Origin of the sequence: Sphingomonas paeninsulae, assembly GCF_003660165.1 — a bacterium.
Lineage (GTDB): Bacteria > Pseudomonadota > Alphaproteobacteria > Sphingomonadales > Sphingomonadaceae > Sphingomonas_O > Sphingomonas_O paeninsulae.
In genome coordinates this window covers 231,630-248,433 of the sequence record NZ_CP032828.1, presented here as the reverse complement: position 1 = coordinate 248,433, position 16,804 = coordinate 231,630, and the positions used below count along the sequence as shown (strand labels likewise).

Here is a 16,804-nt window from a genome sequence, read left to right as displayed (position 1 = left end):
GTGCAGTGCGGAGTTCGACGCGAATCTGCGCTTGCCAAGCATTTTGAAGATCACGCAATGGCATCCCCTTGAACTTGGTAGCAAGCGACAGAGCTACCAAGCGGCCCGACAAACAGGTTCCCGCCGGCGCTATGCCGGCTGGAGTTCAGCACTCGGCGCATGGCGCACAAGCCGACCGGGCAGGGCGCCCGTATGCGCATCAGAGCGAACAATGACCTCGCCGCTTACAATTGTCGCGCGATAGCCACTAGCTTTCTGATTGAGACGGCGCCCGCCTGCCGGGAGATCATAATGAACTTCGGGGCGATACAGCGCCAATTTTTCATAATCGATGACGTTGACATCGGCTTTAAAGCCTTCCGCAAGAATGCCCCTGTCAGAAAAGCCCATCAGCTCGGACGGAATTGAGCTTAAGGCCTTGATTGTCTTCGCAAGAGAAAGCCGTGCTCCCTTCCGATCACGCGTCCAGTGGGTCAGCATGAACGTCGTATAGCTGGCATCGCATATCAGGCCATAATGAGCCCCTCCGTCGCCTAGCGCAATTACCGATGCGGGGCGCATAAATGCCTCTCCAATCTCGTCCAGCGATCCTTTTGCGTAGTTGCTCAGCGCCACATAAAGCATCGCGTGGCCGTCGTCCGCAATCAGAAGGTCATAGGCCACTTCTTCAGGCGTTCGTCCCTCTCGCCGCGCCCTTGCCGCAACGCTGTCGTTCATATTGGGTTCGTAATTTGGCTGATCGCTCATTTCGAACATGCGCTCGAAAGTGCGTGCTATTGCGATCGTGGGCAATGTCGGATCGTCGGGGGCCTCGGTGATGATTTTCTGGCGCACTTCGGGTTTGCGGAGTTCGGCGATCCGTTCGGCGAGCGGCAGATGCGCAAGCAACTTGTATGTCGGACACAGCACGAAAGGGGTCGCGGATAGGTCGAAGCCGATGATCATCCCCACCGGCCGCGGAAAGATCTGCGGCCGGAGCGTAGCGCCGTCGTTCGCATTGGCTTCCTCCACCCAATCGCCAATTTTGGTGAGGTAATCGGGAGCGTCGTCTGTCTGCGCGAGCGTGAAACTGACGCAGACCGAGTGTTGACTGGAAATGCGGCGCAGCAGGTCAAACCGTCTGCGAATCTCCTGCGGATCGGAGCCTTCGAGAAGTTCGGGCACGAGCTGAACAATTCCGCCGGCCTTACTAACCTCACCTGCGATAGCGCTGAGCTCACGCTCACTCGCTTCGAAGCTTGGGATATTCGTACCGTCGATGCTGCGATGGATCGACACACGCGAGGTCGCAAAACCCATCGCGCCAACCGCCATGGCCTCGGCGACTATCTTTTTCATCTGCTCGATGTCGGCGTCTGTAGCATCTTCGCGGTTGGCGCCGCGCTCCCCCATTACGAAAACGCGCAGTGCAGAATGCGGGAGATATGCGGCTATGTCGATGTCATGTGGCTTGCTGTCCACAACATCAAGGAATTCAGGAAAGGATTCCCAGCTCCAGTCCAAGCCTTCAGTCATCACCACTTCAGGAATGTCCTCGACGCCTTCCATGGCGCTCACCAGCAGATCGCGGTCGCCCGGGCGACAGGGCGCAAAGCCGACGCCGCAATTGCCCATGACCACGGTCGTAACCCCATGAGCTGACGATGGCAGCATCCGCTCAGACCAGATAGCCTGGCCGTCATAATGAGTGTGCACGTCAATAAAACCTGGCGTTACAATACAGCCCTTCGCATCGATTTCCTCGCCTGCGGTACCGCTGACCACGCCTACGGTGGCGATGCGCCCGTCGCGGATTCCGACGTCGGCTGCAAAAGGCTCCCTGCCGGTGCCGTCTATAACAGTGCCGCCGCGAATTATAATATCAAAATGTTCAATTGAAGGTGTCATGGGTTTGGTCCACTCTTGACTTGAGAAGAATAGGAAAATTCACCGTTTCCGAGCTCATTTCTCGAGAATGAGCCCATTTAGATCGCCATTGTTGCGCCAGGTTTCTATAAGATGGACGAAGGCTTGGTAGCCGGGGCCGTAAACTTCACCAAGCGGGGAGTCTTTAATTACCTTGCTGCCCTCGCTATTGAAGTATCCCGGCGTGCACTGACTGAGAAAATCTTTATTTGAGACTTCAGTTGCTTGCATCGTCTCCACCCAGGCATCCTGAGCTTCCTGTGACGGTTGAACAGTCGTTGCGCCGCGCGCGCGCGTTTCCTTAATAATGTAAGCGAAATGCCGCGCCTGATTGTCGTACATCTCGGAGACGTTGGCCGATACACCGCCCTGGGTCCAACCTGCAAAGAAGAGATTAGGAAAGCCGTGCGTCGATAAGCCATGCAAAGTCTTGGGGCCACCCGCCCAATGGTCGTAGAGCGACAGACCGCCGCGACCTTCGATCGTTTCGATCCCAATCCGACGCTTCAGCCCAGTCGCAATTTCGAATCCGCTCGCCAAAACGAGGCAGTCGATTTTATATTCAACCCCATTGGCGACGATCCCGTCTTCGGTCAACCGTTCGACACCCCTCGATCCTGAAACATCGACCAGCGTTACGTTAGGGCGATTGAAGGTCGGTAGATAGTTATCGTTCCAACAGGGTCGCTTGCACAAGAATCGATAATAGGGCTTGAGCTTTTCCGCTGTTTCGGGATCATCCACGATGGAGCCAATACGCTGGCGGATGCGCTCCATGACTTTGTAATCTTCCGGCTCGCGCACCGTCATGTATTCATCTAATGACGGCGCTGCGTTGCCTGAATCGGCGAAAACGGCTTGGATGTTACGATTGAGTTCGGTCCACCCGTCACAAACAATATCCGGCATATTTGGGGATAGCATTTCGTATATGGCAGCGTTGAAGTTTTTCTGTCGCTCGGCCTGCCAGCCTGGCTTCAGCGTCTTCACCCAGTCTGGATCGGTGTTCCGGTTGCCGCGCGCGTCGACCGACGAGGGCGTCCGCTGAAAAACATGAAGATGCTTAGCATATTGACCAAGGAAAGGAACGACCTGCACGGCGGTGGCGCCAGTGCCGATTATCGCAACTCGCTTGTCTGCGAGCTTATGCAGCTCGCCGGTAGCATCGCCGCCAGTATACTCATAATCCCAGCGCGCGGTATGAAAAATGCGGTTCTTGAAGTCTTTGATGCCTGGGATGCCTGGCAACTTAGGTCGATTGTAGCGACCGGATGCCATTACCAAGAAGCGGGCACGGATGTCATCGCCGTGATTGGTCTTTATCCGCCAGCGCTGAATCAGTTCGTCCCATCGCAGCGACAGCGCCATCGTCCCAAACATGGCTCCGTCATAAAGACCGAAATGATGGCCAATCCGCCGACAATGTTCGAAAATCTCGGAGCCATAAGAATATCGCTCCTTCGGAATGTAGCCTACTTCCTCGAGAAGCGGCAGATAGCAATACGCATCGACATCACATTGGACGCCTGGGTAACGGTTCCAATACCAGGTACCACCAAAGTCTCCGCCCATCTCGATGATGCGGATATCCTTTATACCAGCCTGTTTAAGGCGCGCGCCCGCAATTAAGCCCGCAAATCCTCCGCCGAGAATGGCGACCTCGGTATCTTCTTCAATGGCATCGCGTACGACCGCCGGCGAATATGGATCAACTTCGAAGAATTCAGAAAAATCTTCCGAGACCTCAATATACTGGTTGTCGCCTTCCGGCCTCACGCGCTTGTCGCGCTCTTGGCGATACCTTTCCCGCAACGCCTCAATGTCGACATTGGCCGGTGTCTGTGTCCGTTCGCATCTGCTGACCACGTCCATATCTTTCACTCCAAACTCAGCTAAAATTGCATTTTTGCGTCGGTGCTGGTGATAGATTCTGAAAATCCCACGCCACCTCCCGTCGCGTCAAAACTGGTAGGGCTATTCCGAGATCATCGTTCACTTGAGGGGTGAAGTATTCTCTCGGTCCTAAATCACGAACGGCGTGCACGGAATTTGAACGCTTCCTCCAGATGCGGATCGCTTGCGCTAACGCCGCACTAGCGAACCCGACTTTCGTTTGGCGCCGACGCGTTTTTAGATTAAGGACAAAGTCCACCGTCAGCGTTTGACGGGGTCCATTTAAAGCAGCCGTTCGCATGTCAAGGCAGTAAGGGCAGTTTTAAGGTCTTGCGGATCAACGCTGCGGCGGATTCATCGGCTGAGCTTCCGTGCACCGCAAACGATTGCGCATGTGAAAGATGTTGCAGACCCATTGCCGCGCGAAGCGCGTTGTAGAAGCCTTGCTCATCCTGCGTTTGGTTCACAGACATTTTGGCAAGCCGAACGCCCATGACGGGTTTTTCGGCAATTATTTTGGCTAGCTCAAGCGTTTCATCCGTCAGACGGTCGAGTGATACCACCCGGTTCACCATGCCCAACCGTTCTGCAGCCCACGCGGAAATGCCCTGGCCGGTGAACAGCATCTCCTTGGCTTTCCGTGCGCCGACTTCCCATGGATGCGCGAAATATTCGACGCCATTGTGGCCTGCCGCCACCACTGGGTCGGCAAAGGTCGCATCCTCGCTTGCCACGATGAGATCGCAGATCCAAGCCAGCATCAGGCCGCCGGCGATTACCCTACCCTGAACTTCGGCGATGATAGGCTTGGGAATGTTGCGCCAGCGCCAGCAGAGACCGAAATAAGCTTCTTCCTCGAAGGCCATATAGCCTTCCATTGCCGGCATAGAGAAGCCGCCCCATACGCCGACCGTGTCAATGCCTTCGAGCAGCGGATCGAACTCGCCGAGATCGTGACCGGTGCTGAAATGTTTCCCTTCGCCTGCCAAGATTATGACCCGCACCGATACGTCACGTGACGCCTCCGTCAGCGCAGCATCAAGCGCGTAGAGCAGTTCATTATTCTGGGCGTTTCCGCGCTCCGGACGATTCATGACGATCCGGCATATACCGTCCGCAGCCAATTCCATCTTGATGACATCGCTCATTTCTAATCCTCTTAGCCGTTGGCCTGAAGCGAGCGCGCTACAATCAACCTCATGATTTCGCTCGTTCCGCCGTAGATTCGCGACACGCGCGAGTCCCGGTACATGTGGGCGATTGGATACTCGTTTATGTACCCATAACCACCGAACAGTTGCAGGCAGCGATCGATCACCTTGCCCTGCGTCTCGCTAAGCCACAGCTTTGCCATCGCAGCGGTCACAGGATCCAGCGTTCCCTGCAGATGCTCCTCGATACATTGATTGACAAACGCTTTGCCGACAACGCTCTCGGTTTTGCAGTCGGCTAGAACAAATTGGGTGTTCTGAAAATCCATCACTGTCTTGCCGAAAGCCTTGCGATCCTTGACGTAGGCGACTGTTTCAGCAACGGCGCGTTCGATCATTGCTGATGACTCAATTGCGACGATCAACCGTTCTTGAGCGAGATTGAACATCATTTGTGTGAAGCCTTGACCTTCGACTTCTCCCACCAAATTCGACGCGGGGATTCGAACGTCTGCGAAAAACAGTTCAGCTGTCGCATGGGCATTCAACCCAATCTTATCGAGCTTGCGTCCACGGGTGAATCCAGGACAATCGTTGGTCTCGACGAAAAAGAGCGAAATGCCGCCGCTTCCCTGCTCCCCTGTGCGACACGCCACCATCAGGAGATCGGCCTGCATTCCTAGCGTTGTGAATATTTTTTGCCCGTTGATGATATAGCTGTCACCATCCCGAACCGCGGTACAGCGGAGCGCCTTGAGATCTGAACCTGCTCCTGGCTCGGACATGGCGATTGCACCAATCCATTCCCCTGACGCAAAACGCGGAATCCATTTCCTTTTTTGCTCCTCCGATCCAATGTGAACCAGATAGGGGGCGAAAATGCAGTTTTGAACCGGAATCGAAAAACCGTGAGCGCCGAACCGACTGAGCCGCTCGGTGATGACCACATCATAGGCAAAGCTTGCTCCGCCGCCGCCATACTCGGCGGGTGCGCTCGCCATCAGCAGCCCCGCCTCACCGGCCTTGCGCCAAATCTCGCGTGGGACCGCACCGGCAGCATCCCATTCCTCAAGATGAGGTAAGCATTCCCGCTCGATGAAGCGATCGACGGCATCTCGAAAAATCACGAGGTCGTCGTCCATCCAGGCCGGCATATCCGCGCTTCCGCTAGTCATTCTTGAGAACCCTTAAAGATAGCACCGGGCGAAGCGGCAAACCCGCCATCCGCTCCTTGCGGTTTGCAACCATAAGCCTCTTGGATTGATGCACCACTCTTCGCACAACAGACGTTCGAAGAGCTTTGCATCTGGATCGGCAGAAAGCGCGATTCAGCCGGGTAAACTCAAAAGTCATAGATGGCGCAGTGTCAAAGGGCACGACCGGAGCCGATCGTTCTGAATGCATGGCACTCCGTGATCCTAAACCTGTCGAGGTCGTCACAAGAAAGGGTATCTGACGGTTCAAAATGCATACTTCAGTTCTAGCCCATAGCTACGTGGCACTCCTGGATTGACAGAGTTGGTCCCCAAAGTGACGCCTGTAGCCAGGCCTCCGACGAAATATCGCTTATCCAGAAGGTTCTTTCCATAGACAGCAAGAGCTAGGCCGGTTCCCCGAATGTTGTTCCAACTCAACCTGCCATTAACAAGGGCGTACCCTGCAACTTTCGTGCCTGGAAGAAACGTGTTGGCCTCGTTCGAGAAATAGAATGAGGATTGCGCGAACACGTCGCCGCGCAAGGCAACGGAGCTGCCATCACCAATTTCCTGGGATATCTCAGAAAATGCGGACCCAGACCACTTGGGCGAGAAGCCATACGGTCCGTAAGGGATTGACTGGCCGAACGCGATCACGAGGGGGTCAGTAAATTTGGCGTTGACGTGCGACAGCTGCCCGCCGACGTGCAACCATGACGCTGGCGAAACCGTGAAGTCAAACTCTTGCCCTGTTACCTGCGCTTTAGGTACGTTGCTCGTCACCACCGCAGGGAAGGGGACGGAGATAAATGTGGCACGTTGCACATTGTTGATCCATTGGCGATAAATCGAAAAATTGGTCGTAACTCGCATTCCATTTATATTGCCGTTGAATTTTGCACCGAGCTCCACATCCTTCGCGGTTTCGGGAAGAAAGAGATTTCCACCAAACTTACCCGCTGTGGAGACCGGCGGAGCTGAAAAATTAAAGCCACCGGCGCGCCAGCTTCCTCGCTGTGTCACGTAGAGAAGCAAAGACGGCTTTATCTGATAATCGAGACTGACGTTCCAACTAGGTTTGGAAAAAGAGGTCGATTGTTTCTGGTCATATGTTGGAGAATATGCGGCTCCGCCTGGGGCGAACTGGCTGCCCGGTAATTCGAAACCCTTGATTTCATCTTTAGTGTACCGAAACCCACCGGTTAAATGCACCTGATTGCTAATACTGTAGGCTGCTTGCGCGAAGGCAGCGTAGGACTGATCCTTAAGGGTATATATGCTGGGACTGGGTATTGCGCCGTACACCACAAGATGATCGTCCTGGGTATCGCGCAGGTAGGAGTAGTAAACCCCAGCCACATATTGCAGCTTGCCGTCGAACGCCTTGCCTTGCAGTTGAAGCTCCTCGGAGAATTGGCGATGCTCCATGTGATTGGCAGGATATCCTTGGGCCGCCTCGTAGATATGCCAAGGCGTTGCGTCGATATCCGCCTCAAAATTTTTGTTATAGTATGCCGTGCCAACAATATTCTTTAGTACCAAGTTGTCGCCCAGATTGATCTCGGTGTTATTACTTACAAAATGGCTCTTGGATTTAAACTTCCAGGTGCTGTTGGAATATGTTTCCGTATTCGTTCGTTTCTGCCAGGCCAGGTAAGCTGGCAGCCCTGAGAACGGTCCTGTTTGGCCTGCTACGAATGGTGCATCAAGCGAGCATCCGCAGGATGTATACAGAAGGCCAGGAACGCTTGTCCCCTTGTCGGATGTAACCTGAACTATTGTCGTATTCTTGATGCCATCTGTCGGGGTCAAAAGAAGGGTGGCGCGGATCGCCTTGTTACGGTCATTCCCTAGACGGTCTGAGCGTGGTACGAAGTTACCGCCTGCGCCGAGCACACCGTCGTAAGCCCCCAGATTTTTGACGTACCCGCCACCATCTCCGTAGTTGCCGGCCAATCGGAGTGACGCAAACGGTGCCACCGGCAACGTCAGACCAAAAGTGACTTGTCGTCCGTCGAAATTCGCGATCCTGGTGGATATGAACCCATTTAATTTATCGGTGGGCTGTACCGTTGTATACAATACGGCGCCGCCAGTTGTGTTTCGACCAAACAAAGTACCCTGAGGCCCCTTGAGAACCTGGACATTTGCCAGATCGAAGAAGGAACTGGCAGCGCCGGGATCGACCTGAAATTCGTTTATGTATGGAAGCACGGCTGGCGGCGAGCCAGTAAATTGGTCTACTGTCTGCCCACGGATTGAGTAATTAATCGAGTTACTACTGCCCGATTGTTGTATGAGGAGACCAGGCACAGCCGTCTGCAGATCTTGTTCGGACCGTATCCCCTGTGTCTCGAGCGCTCCGCTCGATAAGACGGCGATCGAGATTGGCACCTTCGACAGGCTTTCGTCACGCCGCCGGGCGGTCACGATTATGTCAGCTACCTGGCTTTCGGACGCGACGGGAGTTCCTGCCACCGCCGAGTCTTGAGCGGCCGCACTGGTCGAAATTCCAACAGCCGCAACTGATGCCAACAAAATCGTCTTCATCCTAATCTCCCCTATCCTACTTCTCCGAGCAGGCGCCAAAATCACTTATCCAACTACGCTATCTATCTAGTCAATCGGATGGCGGGTGGCAAGTGCTTTGTAGGGTTCCGGTCGTCGGTCGCTGACAGTTTCAGGTTATCCGCGGCCCTGCGTCCCCAAAACTATCCAGAAAGCGTTTGATTGTATAAATGAACTATCGAGACCAGCGGGGAGCGTTTTAAGCTAGTACACGTCGTGAATGTGAGCCCAGGCGACATACGACTAACCGCCATACCGTTTCCGGTTATAGGTGATCGGGCTTAAGGTGCCAATTGAGTCCTGGCGTTGATCGCGCCCGCCGAAACGCATGGTGCATTTTGAAGGGCCTCATCACACTGTACAGCGGAAGGCGCCAAGTCCAGTAACCGCGCGATAAAGTTTCGGCCGCAACGCGCATTATTTGGAGGTGGTGGAAGTCTGTTAGTCCAGCGACGCCGAAGCTTTCGATGCCGCCTCCGCCAGCATTTAACGTCATGGGGGAGGGATGCGTCTTCGTGGCAAGGCTGTTGTCATTCGGCTATCGAGAAGCGGTCGACCGCAGGCTATTTGCAATTTACGTCCTGATTCAGGTTAGCGCTGTCCGCGCTGCTTAACAGGCTGATCATATGATACGAAATTTGCCAGGTTGGTCACAAGAACTTATCTCACTGAAAACGAATGAGCGGACGAATCTGTTTGCGAGGGACAAAATAGTGCCGTATCGGCGCTGCACGAGTCTAACTAGGATGACTGGGTGTGACGGTATTCCGGACGCTCATTAAGCATTTTGGTGGCTCGACTGACCCGGGCGGAGATTTTGTTATGACATTAGAGCCCTATCGTGCTCGTTGGATGACGGACGATGTCGTGGCTTTTCAAGACATTGCACGACGGTTTTTCGAGCGGGAGTTTGTGCCCCATCTTGAGGGGTGGCGTGCACAGGGCTGCATCGACCGGAACTTGTGGTACAAAGCTGGAGAGCTTGGACTGCTTGGAGCGTCCATGCCGGAGGAATTTGGCGGCGGCGGCAGTAAGGCGTTCATGGCAGCGATACTGCTTGAGCAAGGGCGCGCTGGCGACGCTGCATGGGGTATCAGCGTCCAAAATTACGTAAGCCATTATATTCTGGCATACGGAACCGAGGAGCAAAAGGCCCGGTGGCTCCCTGGTCTGGGTAGTGGCCAGACCGTCGCAGCGATTGCCATGACGGAACCCGGTGCGGGTTCCGACCTGAAGCAGTTAAAGACAGTGGCGAATGCCGTTCAGGGCGGATACGTCTTGAACGGCCAAAAAACATTTATCTCTAATGGGCAGTCTGCAGATCTGGTCTGTGTTGCAGCAAAAACCGATCTGGCTGGGGGCAGCCGGGGTATTTCTTTGTTGATGGTCGAAGTAAAAGGCGCCGATGGCTTTCTCCGCGGGAAGCCGTTGAAAAAGATAGGCTTACAGGCCGCTGATACGTCCGAATTGTTTTTTGAGGACGTGTTCGTACCGCAGGAAAACCTGCTCGGACAAGAGGAAGGACAAGGGTTTCGGCAGCTAATGACCCAACTTCCTTGGGAACGGCTTTCAATTGCGATCCGATGTGTTGGTTTGGCGGAATATGCACTGGATCAGACCATTGCGCACGTGACGGCTCGTAAAGCCTTCGGTGGTACACTGTTCGACCTTCAAAATACGCAATTTAAGCTTGCTGAAGCGAAGACCAAACTTGAAAGTATGAGATCTTTTGTCGATTCATGTCTAGATCGCCTTGTACTCGATCAGCTTGATATCGCCACAGCAGCGATGTGCAAGCTGCATTGTTCTCAGGCAATTAACGAGATCGTCGACGAATGCTTGCAGCTACACGGCGGGTATGGTTTCATGGAAGAATATGGAATTGCTCGGCTCTACGGCGACGTGCGCGCGCAAAAAATCTATGGAGGTACCAGCGAGGTCATGAAGCTGCTCGTAGCGCGCAGTCTAATTGCCTGATCGCGTTGCGGTGCTCATGGCAAGCGGACGCCAAGTGGGCTGCTGATGTTTATGCCGAATAGAGTTGGCGGCCTGAAATCGAATGGATTGCTCTGTTGTATTTTCGAGGATCCCCCACATCTGACTCGTTCGCAACGCGGATCCGCCACGACGCTTTTGTCGGCGGTCAGCGCGAGCGAAACGTTGGGACAATCAAACCGTTCGACCGCTGCACATCCTACTTCCCGACTGTCCCCTGCTACACGGACTGCAAGCTTATTACGACGACAACTATCAGCTACAATACTGGATGCGGAGCATGAGTACTGTCACTTGTGCGTCACCGGTGACAGTGGATGACCTCAGCCATCAACGTCAACGACCGCAGGCAGACCGCATGAACGATCTTGGACCGACATCCCACCGTTTCGTATCGCAGCGCCTGGCGCTTCATTATCTTGATTGGGGCAATCCTGATGCCCCGTTGGTCATTCTCGTCCACGGCGGAAGAGACCACGCCCACAACTGGGATTGGATCGCACAGGAGCTTCGTTCGGACTGGCACGTTATCTGCCCGGATTTGCGAGGTCATGGAGACAGTGCCTGGTCACCAGACGGAAGTTATTCCATGCCCTACTACGTGTCCGACCTCGCGCAGCTTATCCATCAAACAAGCGACGGACCGGTTTCGATCGTCGCTCATTCGCTCGGTGGTGCCATTTCGCTACGCTATGCAGGTCTGTATCCGGATCGTGTCCGCCGACTCGCCGTCATCGAAGGGCTGGGCATATCCCCCCTTGAGGAAAGAGCAGCCAATCCGCCTGCCGAAGTCTGGCGAGACTGGATCGATGAACGGCGTGCACTCAGCGCCCGGACACCGCGTCGCTACGCTACGATGGATCAGGCCTTCGTGCGGATGACCGAGGAAAATCCGCATCTCGAGGCTGACCGGGCCCGCCACCTCATGATCCACGGCATGAATCGCAACGAGGATGGCACATATTCCTGGAAGTTCGACAACTATGTGCGGTCCTCGCTCCCGATGGGCATCACCGACGATGAGCTTCACGAACTATGGCAAGAGATCAACTGTCCTGTTTGGCTCGTTCACGGCGCAAGCAGCTTCGCGCGGCATCCGGGCCTAGATGGCCGTGCCGACTATTTCAGGAACGCCAGCGTTACCAGCTATGAGCGAGCGGGCCATTGGGTGCACCATGATCGCTTTGATAGATTCGTCACCGATCTGAAACTCTATCTTGCGTGTGCAACGACAATTTTGATAACCGGGTAACGACAATCGAGATGGCCGGTTATTCTTCATGCCGGAAACGATAGCTGCCGCGTGATCGCCGGATGGCACGTGCGATTGCCTTGTTAGTGACATCGAGATTGAAGCGTTCTGGATTGAAGCTTCGTCCGGCCCAGCGGCGCATGTCTTTGTGATCTTCGTGTTGGGGATCGTGCCACGCTTCAAGAAAGTCAGAATATCCCGATGTGCCGCCGACATCCTCGGGAGGCGCGGACCGTAAACCGGCGGTGCAGCGGGGATATTTGACGCCGGCTTCGCGCGGGTGGCGGGTCAACTCGAGAATATGCTCCCAGCTGTCGCCGAAGTCATAGAGGTAAAAGACAAGGATGGGTGCCTCATAGGGATAGTCGAAATCGACGAGGCGAACGCTGCTGGCCTCGAAGGTCTGCTGATCCATGACACCGTCCTGGTCGAACTCGGGGGCGCCGTAGGTCAGGCCGCCGATATTGAACTGGTGGAGATGACTGTCGGTCCAGCCAATGCTGGCCTGAAGGACTTCGTGGAGCTGGGCGAGGTTAAGGTCCATCGGCAGTTCGAGGGTGCGCCGGACAGGGGGCGCGATGCCGATGATGTGGACCTTGGCGCGAACGAAGAAGTCATGGGGTTCGAACATGGCGGTGACCATGCCGTATCGGGGTGCCTGCGACAACGACAACCATCGACGACAATCATGTGGTGGCGCGTGCGGCGGCGGAACGGCGGCGGTAACTTTCGGTGTTGAACTCGAGAATAGTGGCATGGTGAACGAGCCGGTCGATGGCGGCGACCGTCATGGCGGCATTTGGAAAAAGCAGGTTCCAGTCGGAAAATGGCTGGTTGCAAGTAACAATCAGCGAGCGGCGTTCATAGCGCTCCGCAATCAGTTCGAACAGGACGCTGGTCTCGGCCTGGTCCTTGCTGGCGTATCGCCGATCTCAGTCACGAACGTCACTGCAACGATGAGTTCGACGCCGCGAAGGGCCTGAAGCGCGCGAACGACAGGCGCCAGCGACCAGCTTTCCATGAACTCCTCGATCGCAGCTTCGATGCGTTTTATCCGTTCCTTCGCGACCCGGACCGCATCGACCAGTTCCTGCAGGGCGATCTGATGAGCGGGATGATCGAAGCGCTGCTCCTGAAGCCATCGGAAGTGGCGGGCGCCCCACGTCGTCTTGCATGGAAAGATGCGACCATGCTTCAGCATGAACGCGCCGACCTGTTGCCGGTGAACGCGTTGGGCCTCAACCGAAGCGGCACGGGCTCGTACGAGATCGCGCATCGCTTCATGACCTGCATCGGGAACCCATACCGCTGTCAGATCGCCGGCGCGAGCAGACGAGCGAGCATTGCCGCATCGCGACGGTCCGTCTTCACCCGGTCGCCCGCCCGCTTCGGAATCAACGAGGGCGCCACTACCATGCACGAATGGCCGAGCTCGGTGATCAGGCGATAAAGCCCGTATCCGGTCGGTCCAGCCTCATAGCAGCAATGCACGACATCGTATTTCCCTGCGATCCGCTGAAGGATCCGTCGCATTGCATCCAGTGAAGCATCGACCTCGCCAACGAAACGCACCTCACCGCGGCGCTCGCCATCAGCAACCGCGATGGCATTCCGCGCTTTTGCGACATCGATTCCGATGAAAACTTCTGTAAGCTGTCCCACGGTTCGTTCTCCTCGTGTGAGGATAGGCTCGGCCCACCCGAGCGACCCTCGGATCACCAGCGTAGGACGAACCAACCTCAGCCACGAGGCGGACATACGGTCTTACGGCTATCGCCGGCTTATGGCCGATGCACCTTCGTTTCGTGCCGCCTTCTGCGTCACAGGGGCGGCGCAACCGCCGCTGGCTAGGCGAGGAAGAAGTCAGGAGGCGTAAAGGGCTGGATCATGCCCCAGCGGCCTTCAGGAGAGCGGTGAGGGCAGGAGAGGAACCCTTCGCTCTGTCAGGGGTGCCAGGGGTGCCGATCGTGGCCAGTCGCGCGCGTCGGAGCCCTAGTATGTGAATCCGAGGGTCAGGCCGAATGTCCGCGGTGGCGCGTTGGACACCCAGATAAACCGCTGCGACGGCAGGGAACCCTGATAATAGACCTTGTCGGTGAGGTTCCTCACCCACAGGTTCGCGCGGAAGTTAGACGATTCGTCCGTCCAGCCGAGGGACGCGTCGATCGTGGTGTAGCCATCTTGCCGGTAGCGGTTGCCCGGCTCCCATGGAAACCTGCTCGTATGGTAGAGATTCCCGTTCAAGGAGAGCTTTCCGAAATTCTCGGGGAGCGGAACGTCCAATGTACCGCCGGCATTAAATGTGAGCTTAGGCGCCCGGACTAACGGATTGCCCGACACGTCCTCGCTGAGAGCCAGAAAGCCGCCGCCCGGAGCGTTGGCGAATACCGAGGCATTGGCGAATTTCGTGTACTTCGAATGCTCGTAGGAAATGCCCGAACGCAGCGTCAATCCGCGCATCGGACGCAATTCGCCTTCAAGTTCGGCACCTTGCAAGTCCGCGCCGCCAGCGTTCTCCAGCGCGACGAGGCCATTGGATTGCGATACCTGCTGCTGGAGGCTCTTGTATTTATAGTAATATACCGAGCCGTTGATCCGGGCGATGCCCGCGGGGTTGCTCTTGAAGCCGGCTTCATAGGCATACAATGTTTCCGGCTTAACAGCAGGTGATGCATCGACATTGGTGATATTGAAGACACCGCTCTTGAAGCCCTTGCTGGTCGAGGCATAAACCATCAGTTCGGGGCTGAACCGATATTGCGCCGACGCGTGATAGGAAATGCCGCGGAATGTCTTGCCTTTGGACATCACGGCCGCGGGAGCGCCGACGGGGGTCGGGCTCAGGAAGAGCGATCCCGCCGCGCTGCGATGCTCCAGATTGTAACGGAGGCCGCCGGTCAGCGAAAAGGCCGGCGTCAACTCATAGGTCGCCTGGCCATAGAGCCCGAGGGCCTTCGTCTTGGTTGAGGAAAGTTGATACAATATCGGCTGCCCGAAGGTGAAACCCACGCGCAGCGGCGCATATTCGTCTTTGCTGAGCTGCCCGAAGGCGCCCAGAATCCATTTCAGCTTACCGTTGTCCTTCGACAGTATTTGCAGTTCCTGCGTCGCGAAATAGGGGGTGTTCTGGCGAACCGTATAATATAGCGACGCCAGCGCCACGGTTCCGATCTCTGGCGTCGTGACCGCAGCCGCGCCGTCCGCGCTCGTGCCGTTGCCAGACAGCGTCTCATGGAGAACCGTCCTGCGATAGCTCGTTATGGAGACTAGGTCCGCAAAGCCGATATCGCTGCGTAGCGTTGCCGATCCGCCATAGGTCTTCACATTGAAGCGCGGATTGAAGAAGGTCGTTATGTGACGCGGACGATCCGTGAACTGCCCGTTCGCCGGCGGCAGCGAGGCTGCGGGAATGCTCCCGGGATAATTCGACGCGGCGGCACCGACGGTCTGGTGCGACTTGGCGTAATCGGCAGCCAGAGTGATCGACGTCGCTTCGGACAAGGTGAACAACCATTTCGAGCGAACCGAAAAAGATTCGTCCTTGCCGACGTCATTGCCGAGGAAATCGTTATGGAAATAACCCTTGTCCTGGTTACGAAAATTGACGGCGATGCTCGCGGCGACGCCCTGTCCAAGCGGGGCGGACAGGTAGCCGTCCGTCTCTATCGTCGAGTAGTTCGAAACGGTGACGCTACCGGAACCGGTCAGGACGTCCGAGGGCGCTTTCGTCTTGATGCTGATCAGGCCGCCCATCGCGTTGCGGCCGTATAATGTGCCCTGGGGCCCTTTCAGCACTTCGATCTGATCGATATTGTTAAACGGCAGCGCGGCCGTCAGGGTGGACCCCATGTAAACACCGTCGACATAGGTCGCCACGCTGGGCTCGTCCCCCGCCGTCACGCTCGATGTGCCGATCCCACGGATATAGGGGGTGGCGAAGGCGACCACCTTGCCGAAATTCAGTGCCGGCACCACGGCGGTCAGGTCATAGGAGCTGCCGGCATGTTGCGCGGTGATCTGGCTGCTCGTGATCGCGGTGATGGCGATGGGAACATCCTGGAGGCGTTCCGAGCGCTTCTGGGCGGTAACGACGATCTCCTCGATACCGCCAGCGGCCTCGCCGGTCTTGGCCTGCGCAAAAAGGGGATCGGCAACCGACAGCGTAGCGGCGGCAATGGAGATGGCCATTGTGGCACGGGATGGCGTGACGCTTCCGCCAATACCAAAGCTCTTGCGCATGGCAGAGCAAATCAGGGGAAACGCGGCGCTGATATCATTGGCTATAGTGCGAACGGATACTATATCGTGGCCATTTTGCGTACTAGCGCTCAAAATCCCCTCCTCATTTCTTCGTTTTTACGAACTGATATTGTATGCGCTCAAAAGGCGAACGAATACCAATCGAGTTTGTCAATAATTCGCTATGGGCAATCGACATGCCAGTCTAATGCTATTCTTGGAGGCTTTTATAGGGATTCGCTATAAGGTAGGCATGGCGCGCAACGCCTGATGCGGGCGCCTCGCCAAGGCGCGGCCGATGACGAAGCCTTGGCCGTCCGACAGAAGATGGCGTCCGAGCGACCACGTCCAAATGTTCGTCGAAATCCCCCACACGTCTCGGTCAGCGACTTCGTCCGGCGCGCCAAGGGCCGTTCTTCGCGCAATATTGAGCAGGAGTTCGAGCATATTCGCAAGCGCTACTGGGAACAGCGCTTCTGGCTGAGGGCTCTTTTTCAACAATGTCCGGCGACATCACCGATGACATCATCATGCGTTATCTGGATCGACATACCCCAAACAAAGCTTCAGCCCCTCCGCCTGATCCTACCGGCCTCAGCCGGTCA

Annotated in this window: 9 protein-coding genes and 3 pseudogenes; 3 read left to right on the top strand and 9 right to left on the bottom strand. The window is 56.0% G+C overall.

Annotation, left to right across the window (positions count from 1 at the left end; genetic code table 11):
• Positions 1-129: 129 nt before the first annotated feature.
• The 5 genes from D3Y57_RS02325 to D3Y57_RS02305 form a co-directional block, all read right to left on the bottom strand.
• A complete protein-coding gene (locus D3Y57_RS02325; protein ID WP_121150984.1) occupies positions 130-1,887 on the bottom strand; it encodes an N-acyl-D-amino-acid deacylase family protein in 1,758 nt (585 codons plus the stop codon).
• A gap of 54 nt (positions 1,888-1,941) precedes the next feature.
• On the bottom strand, positions 1,942-3,777 hold the full coding sequence (locus D3Y57_RS02320; protein WP_121150981.1) for a flavin-containing monooxygenase: 1,836 nt from the start codon (positions 3,775-3,777) through the stop codon (positions 1,942-1,944).
• Between the two features lie 323 nt (positions 3,778-4,100).
• Positions 4,101-4,946, bottom strand: coding sequence for an enoyl-CoA hydratase (locus D3Y57_RS02315; protein WP_121150979.1), 846 nt, complete (start codon positions 4,944-4,946; stop codon positions 4,101-4,103).
• An 11-nt stretch (positions 4,947-4,957) separates the two neighbouring features.
• Entirely contained in the window at positions 4,958-6,091 is a 1,134-nt protein-coding gene (locus tag D3Y57_RS02310; protein WP_239025796.1) for an acyl-CoA dehydrogenase family protein, read from the bottom strand.
• Positions 6,092-6,409: 318 nt separating this feature from the next.
• On the bottom strand, positions 6,410-8,695 hold the full coding sequence (locus D3Y57_RS02305) for a TonB-dependent receptor (protein WP_121150975.1): 2,286 nt from the start codon (positions 8,693-8,695) through the stop codon (positions 6,410-6,412).
• Positions 8,696-9,469: 774 nt separating this feature from the next.
• On the opposite strand from D3Y57_RS02305, the gene D3Y57_RS02300 reads away from it, so the two are divergent.
• Both D3Y57_RS02300 and D3Y57_RS02295 read left to right on the top strand, forming a co-directional pair.
• Positions 9,470-10,690, top strand: a complete 1,221-nt coding sequence (locus tag D3Y57_RS02300) for an acyl-CoA dehydrogenase family protein (RefSeq protein ID WP_347400371.1) — start codon at positions 9,470-9,472, stop codon at positions 10,688-10,690.
• Between the two features lie 298 nt (positions 10,691-10,988).
• Positions 10,989-11,960: an alpha/beta fold hydrolase gene (locus tag D3Y57_RS02295; protein ID WP_347400370.1), complete on the top strand. Its 972-nt coding sequence runs from the start codon at positions 10,989-10,991 to the stop codon at positions 11,958-11,960.
• Positions 11,961-11,979: 19 nt separating this feature from the next.
• On the opposite strand, the gene D3Y57_RS02290 is transcribed toward D3Y57_RS02295, so the two are convergent.
• The 4 genes and pseudogenes from D3Y57_RS02290 to D3Y57_RS02275 all read right to left on the bottom strand — a co-directional run bounded on the left by D3Y57_RS02290 (position 11,980) and on the right by D3Y57_RS02275 (position 16,199).
• Positions 11,980-12,603, bottom strand: coding sequence for a plasmid pRiA4b ORF-3 family protein (locus tag D3Y57_RS02290; RefSeq protein WP_121150968.1), 624 nt, complete (start codon positions 12,601-12,603; stop codon positions 11,980-11,982).
• Between the two features lie 43 nt (positions 12,604-12,646).
• Positions 12,647-12,892, bottom strand: a pseudogene (locus D3Y57_RS02285) (ATP-binding protein); the annotation flags it as partial.
• Positions 12,859-13,622: pseudogene (locus D3Y57_RS02280) on the bottom strand (IS110 family RNA-guided transposase); the annotation flags it as partial. The pseudogenes D3Y57_RS02280 and D3Y57_RS02285, both read right to left, overlap by 34 nt.
• 330 nt (positions 13,623-13,952) lie before the next feature.
• Positions 13,953-16,199 (bottom strand): TonB-dependent receptor, encoded by a 2,247-nt coding sequence (locus D3Y57_RS02275; protein WP_121150965.1) that lies wholly within the window; start codon positions 16,197-16,199, stop codon positions 13,953-13,955.
• 340 nt (positions 16,200-16,539) lie between these two features.
• On the opposite strand from D3Y57_RS02275, the pseudogene tnpA reads away from it, so the two are divergent.
• Positions 16,540-16,782 (top strand): annotated as a pseudogene (gene tnpA / locus D3Y57_RS21495) (IS200/IS605 family transposase); the annotation flags it as partial.
• Between the last annotated feature and the right edge of the window lie 22 nt (positions 16,783-16,804).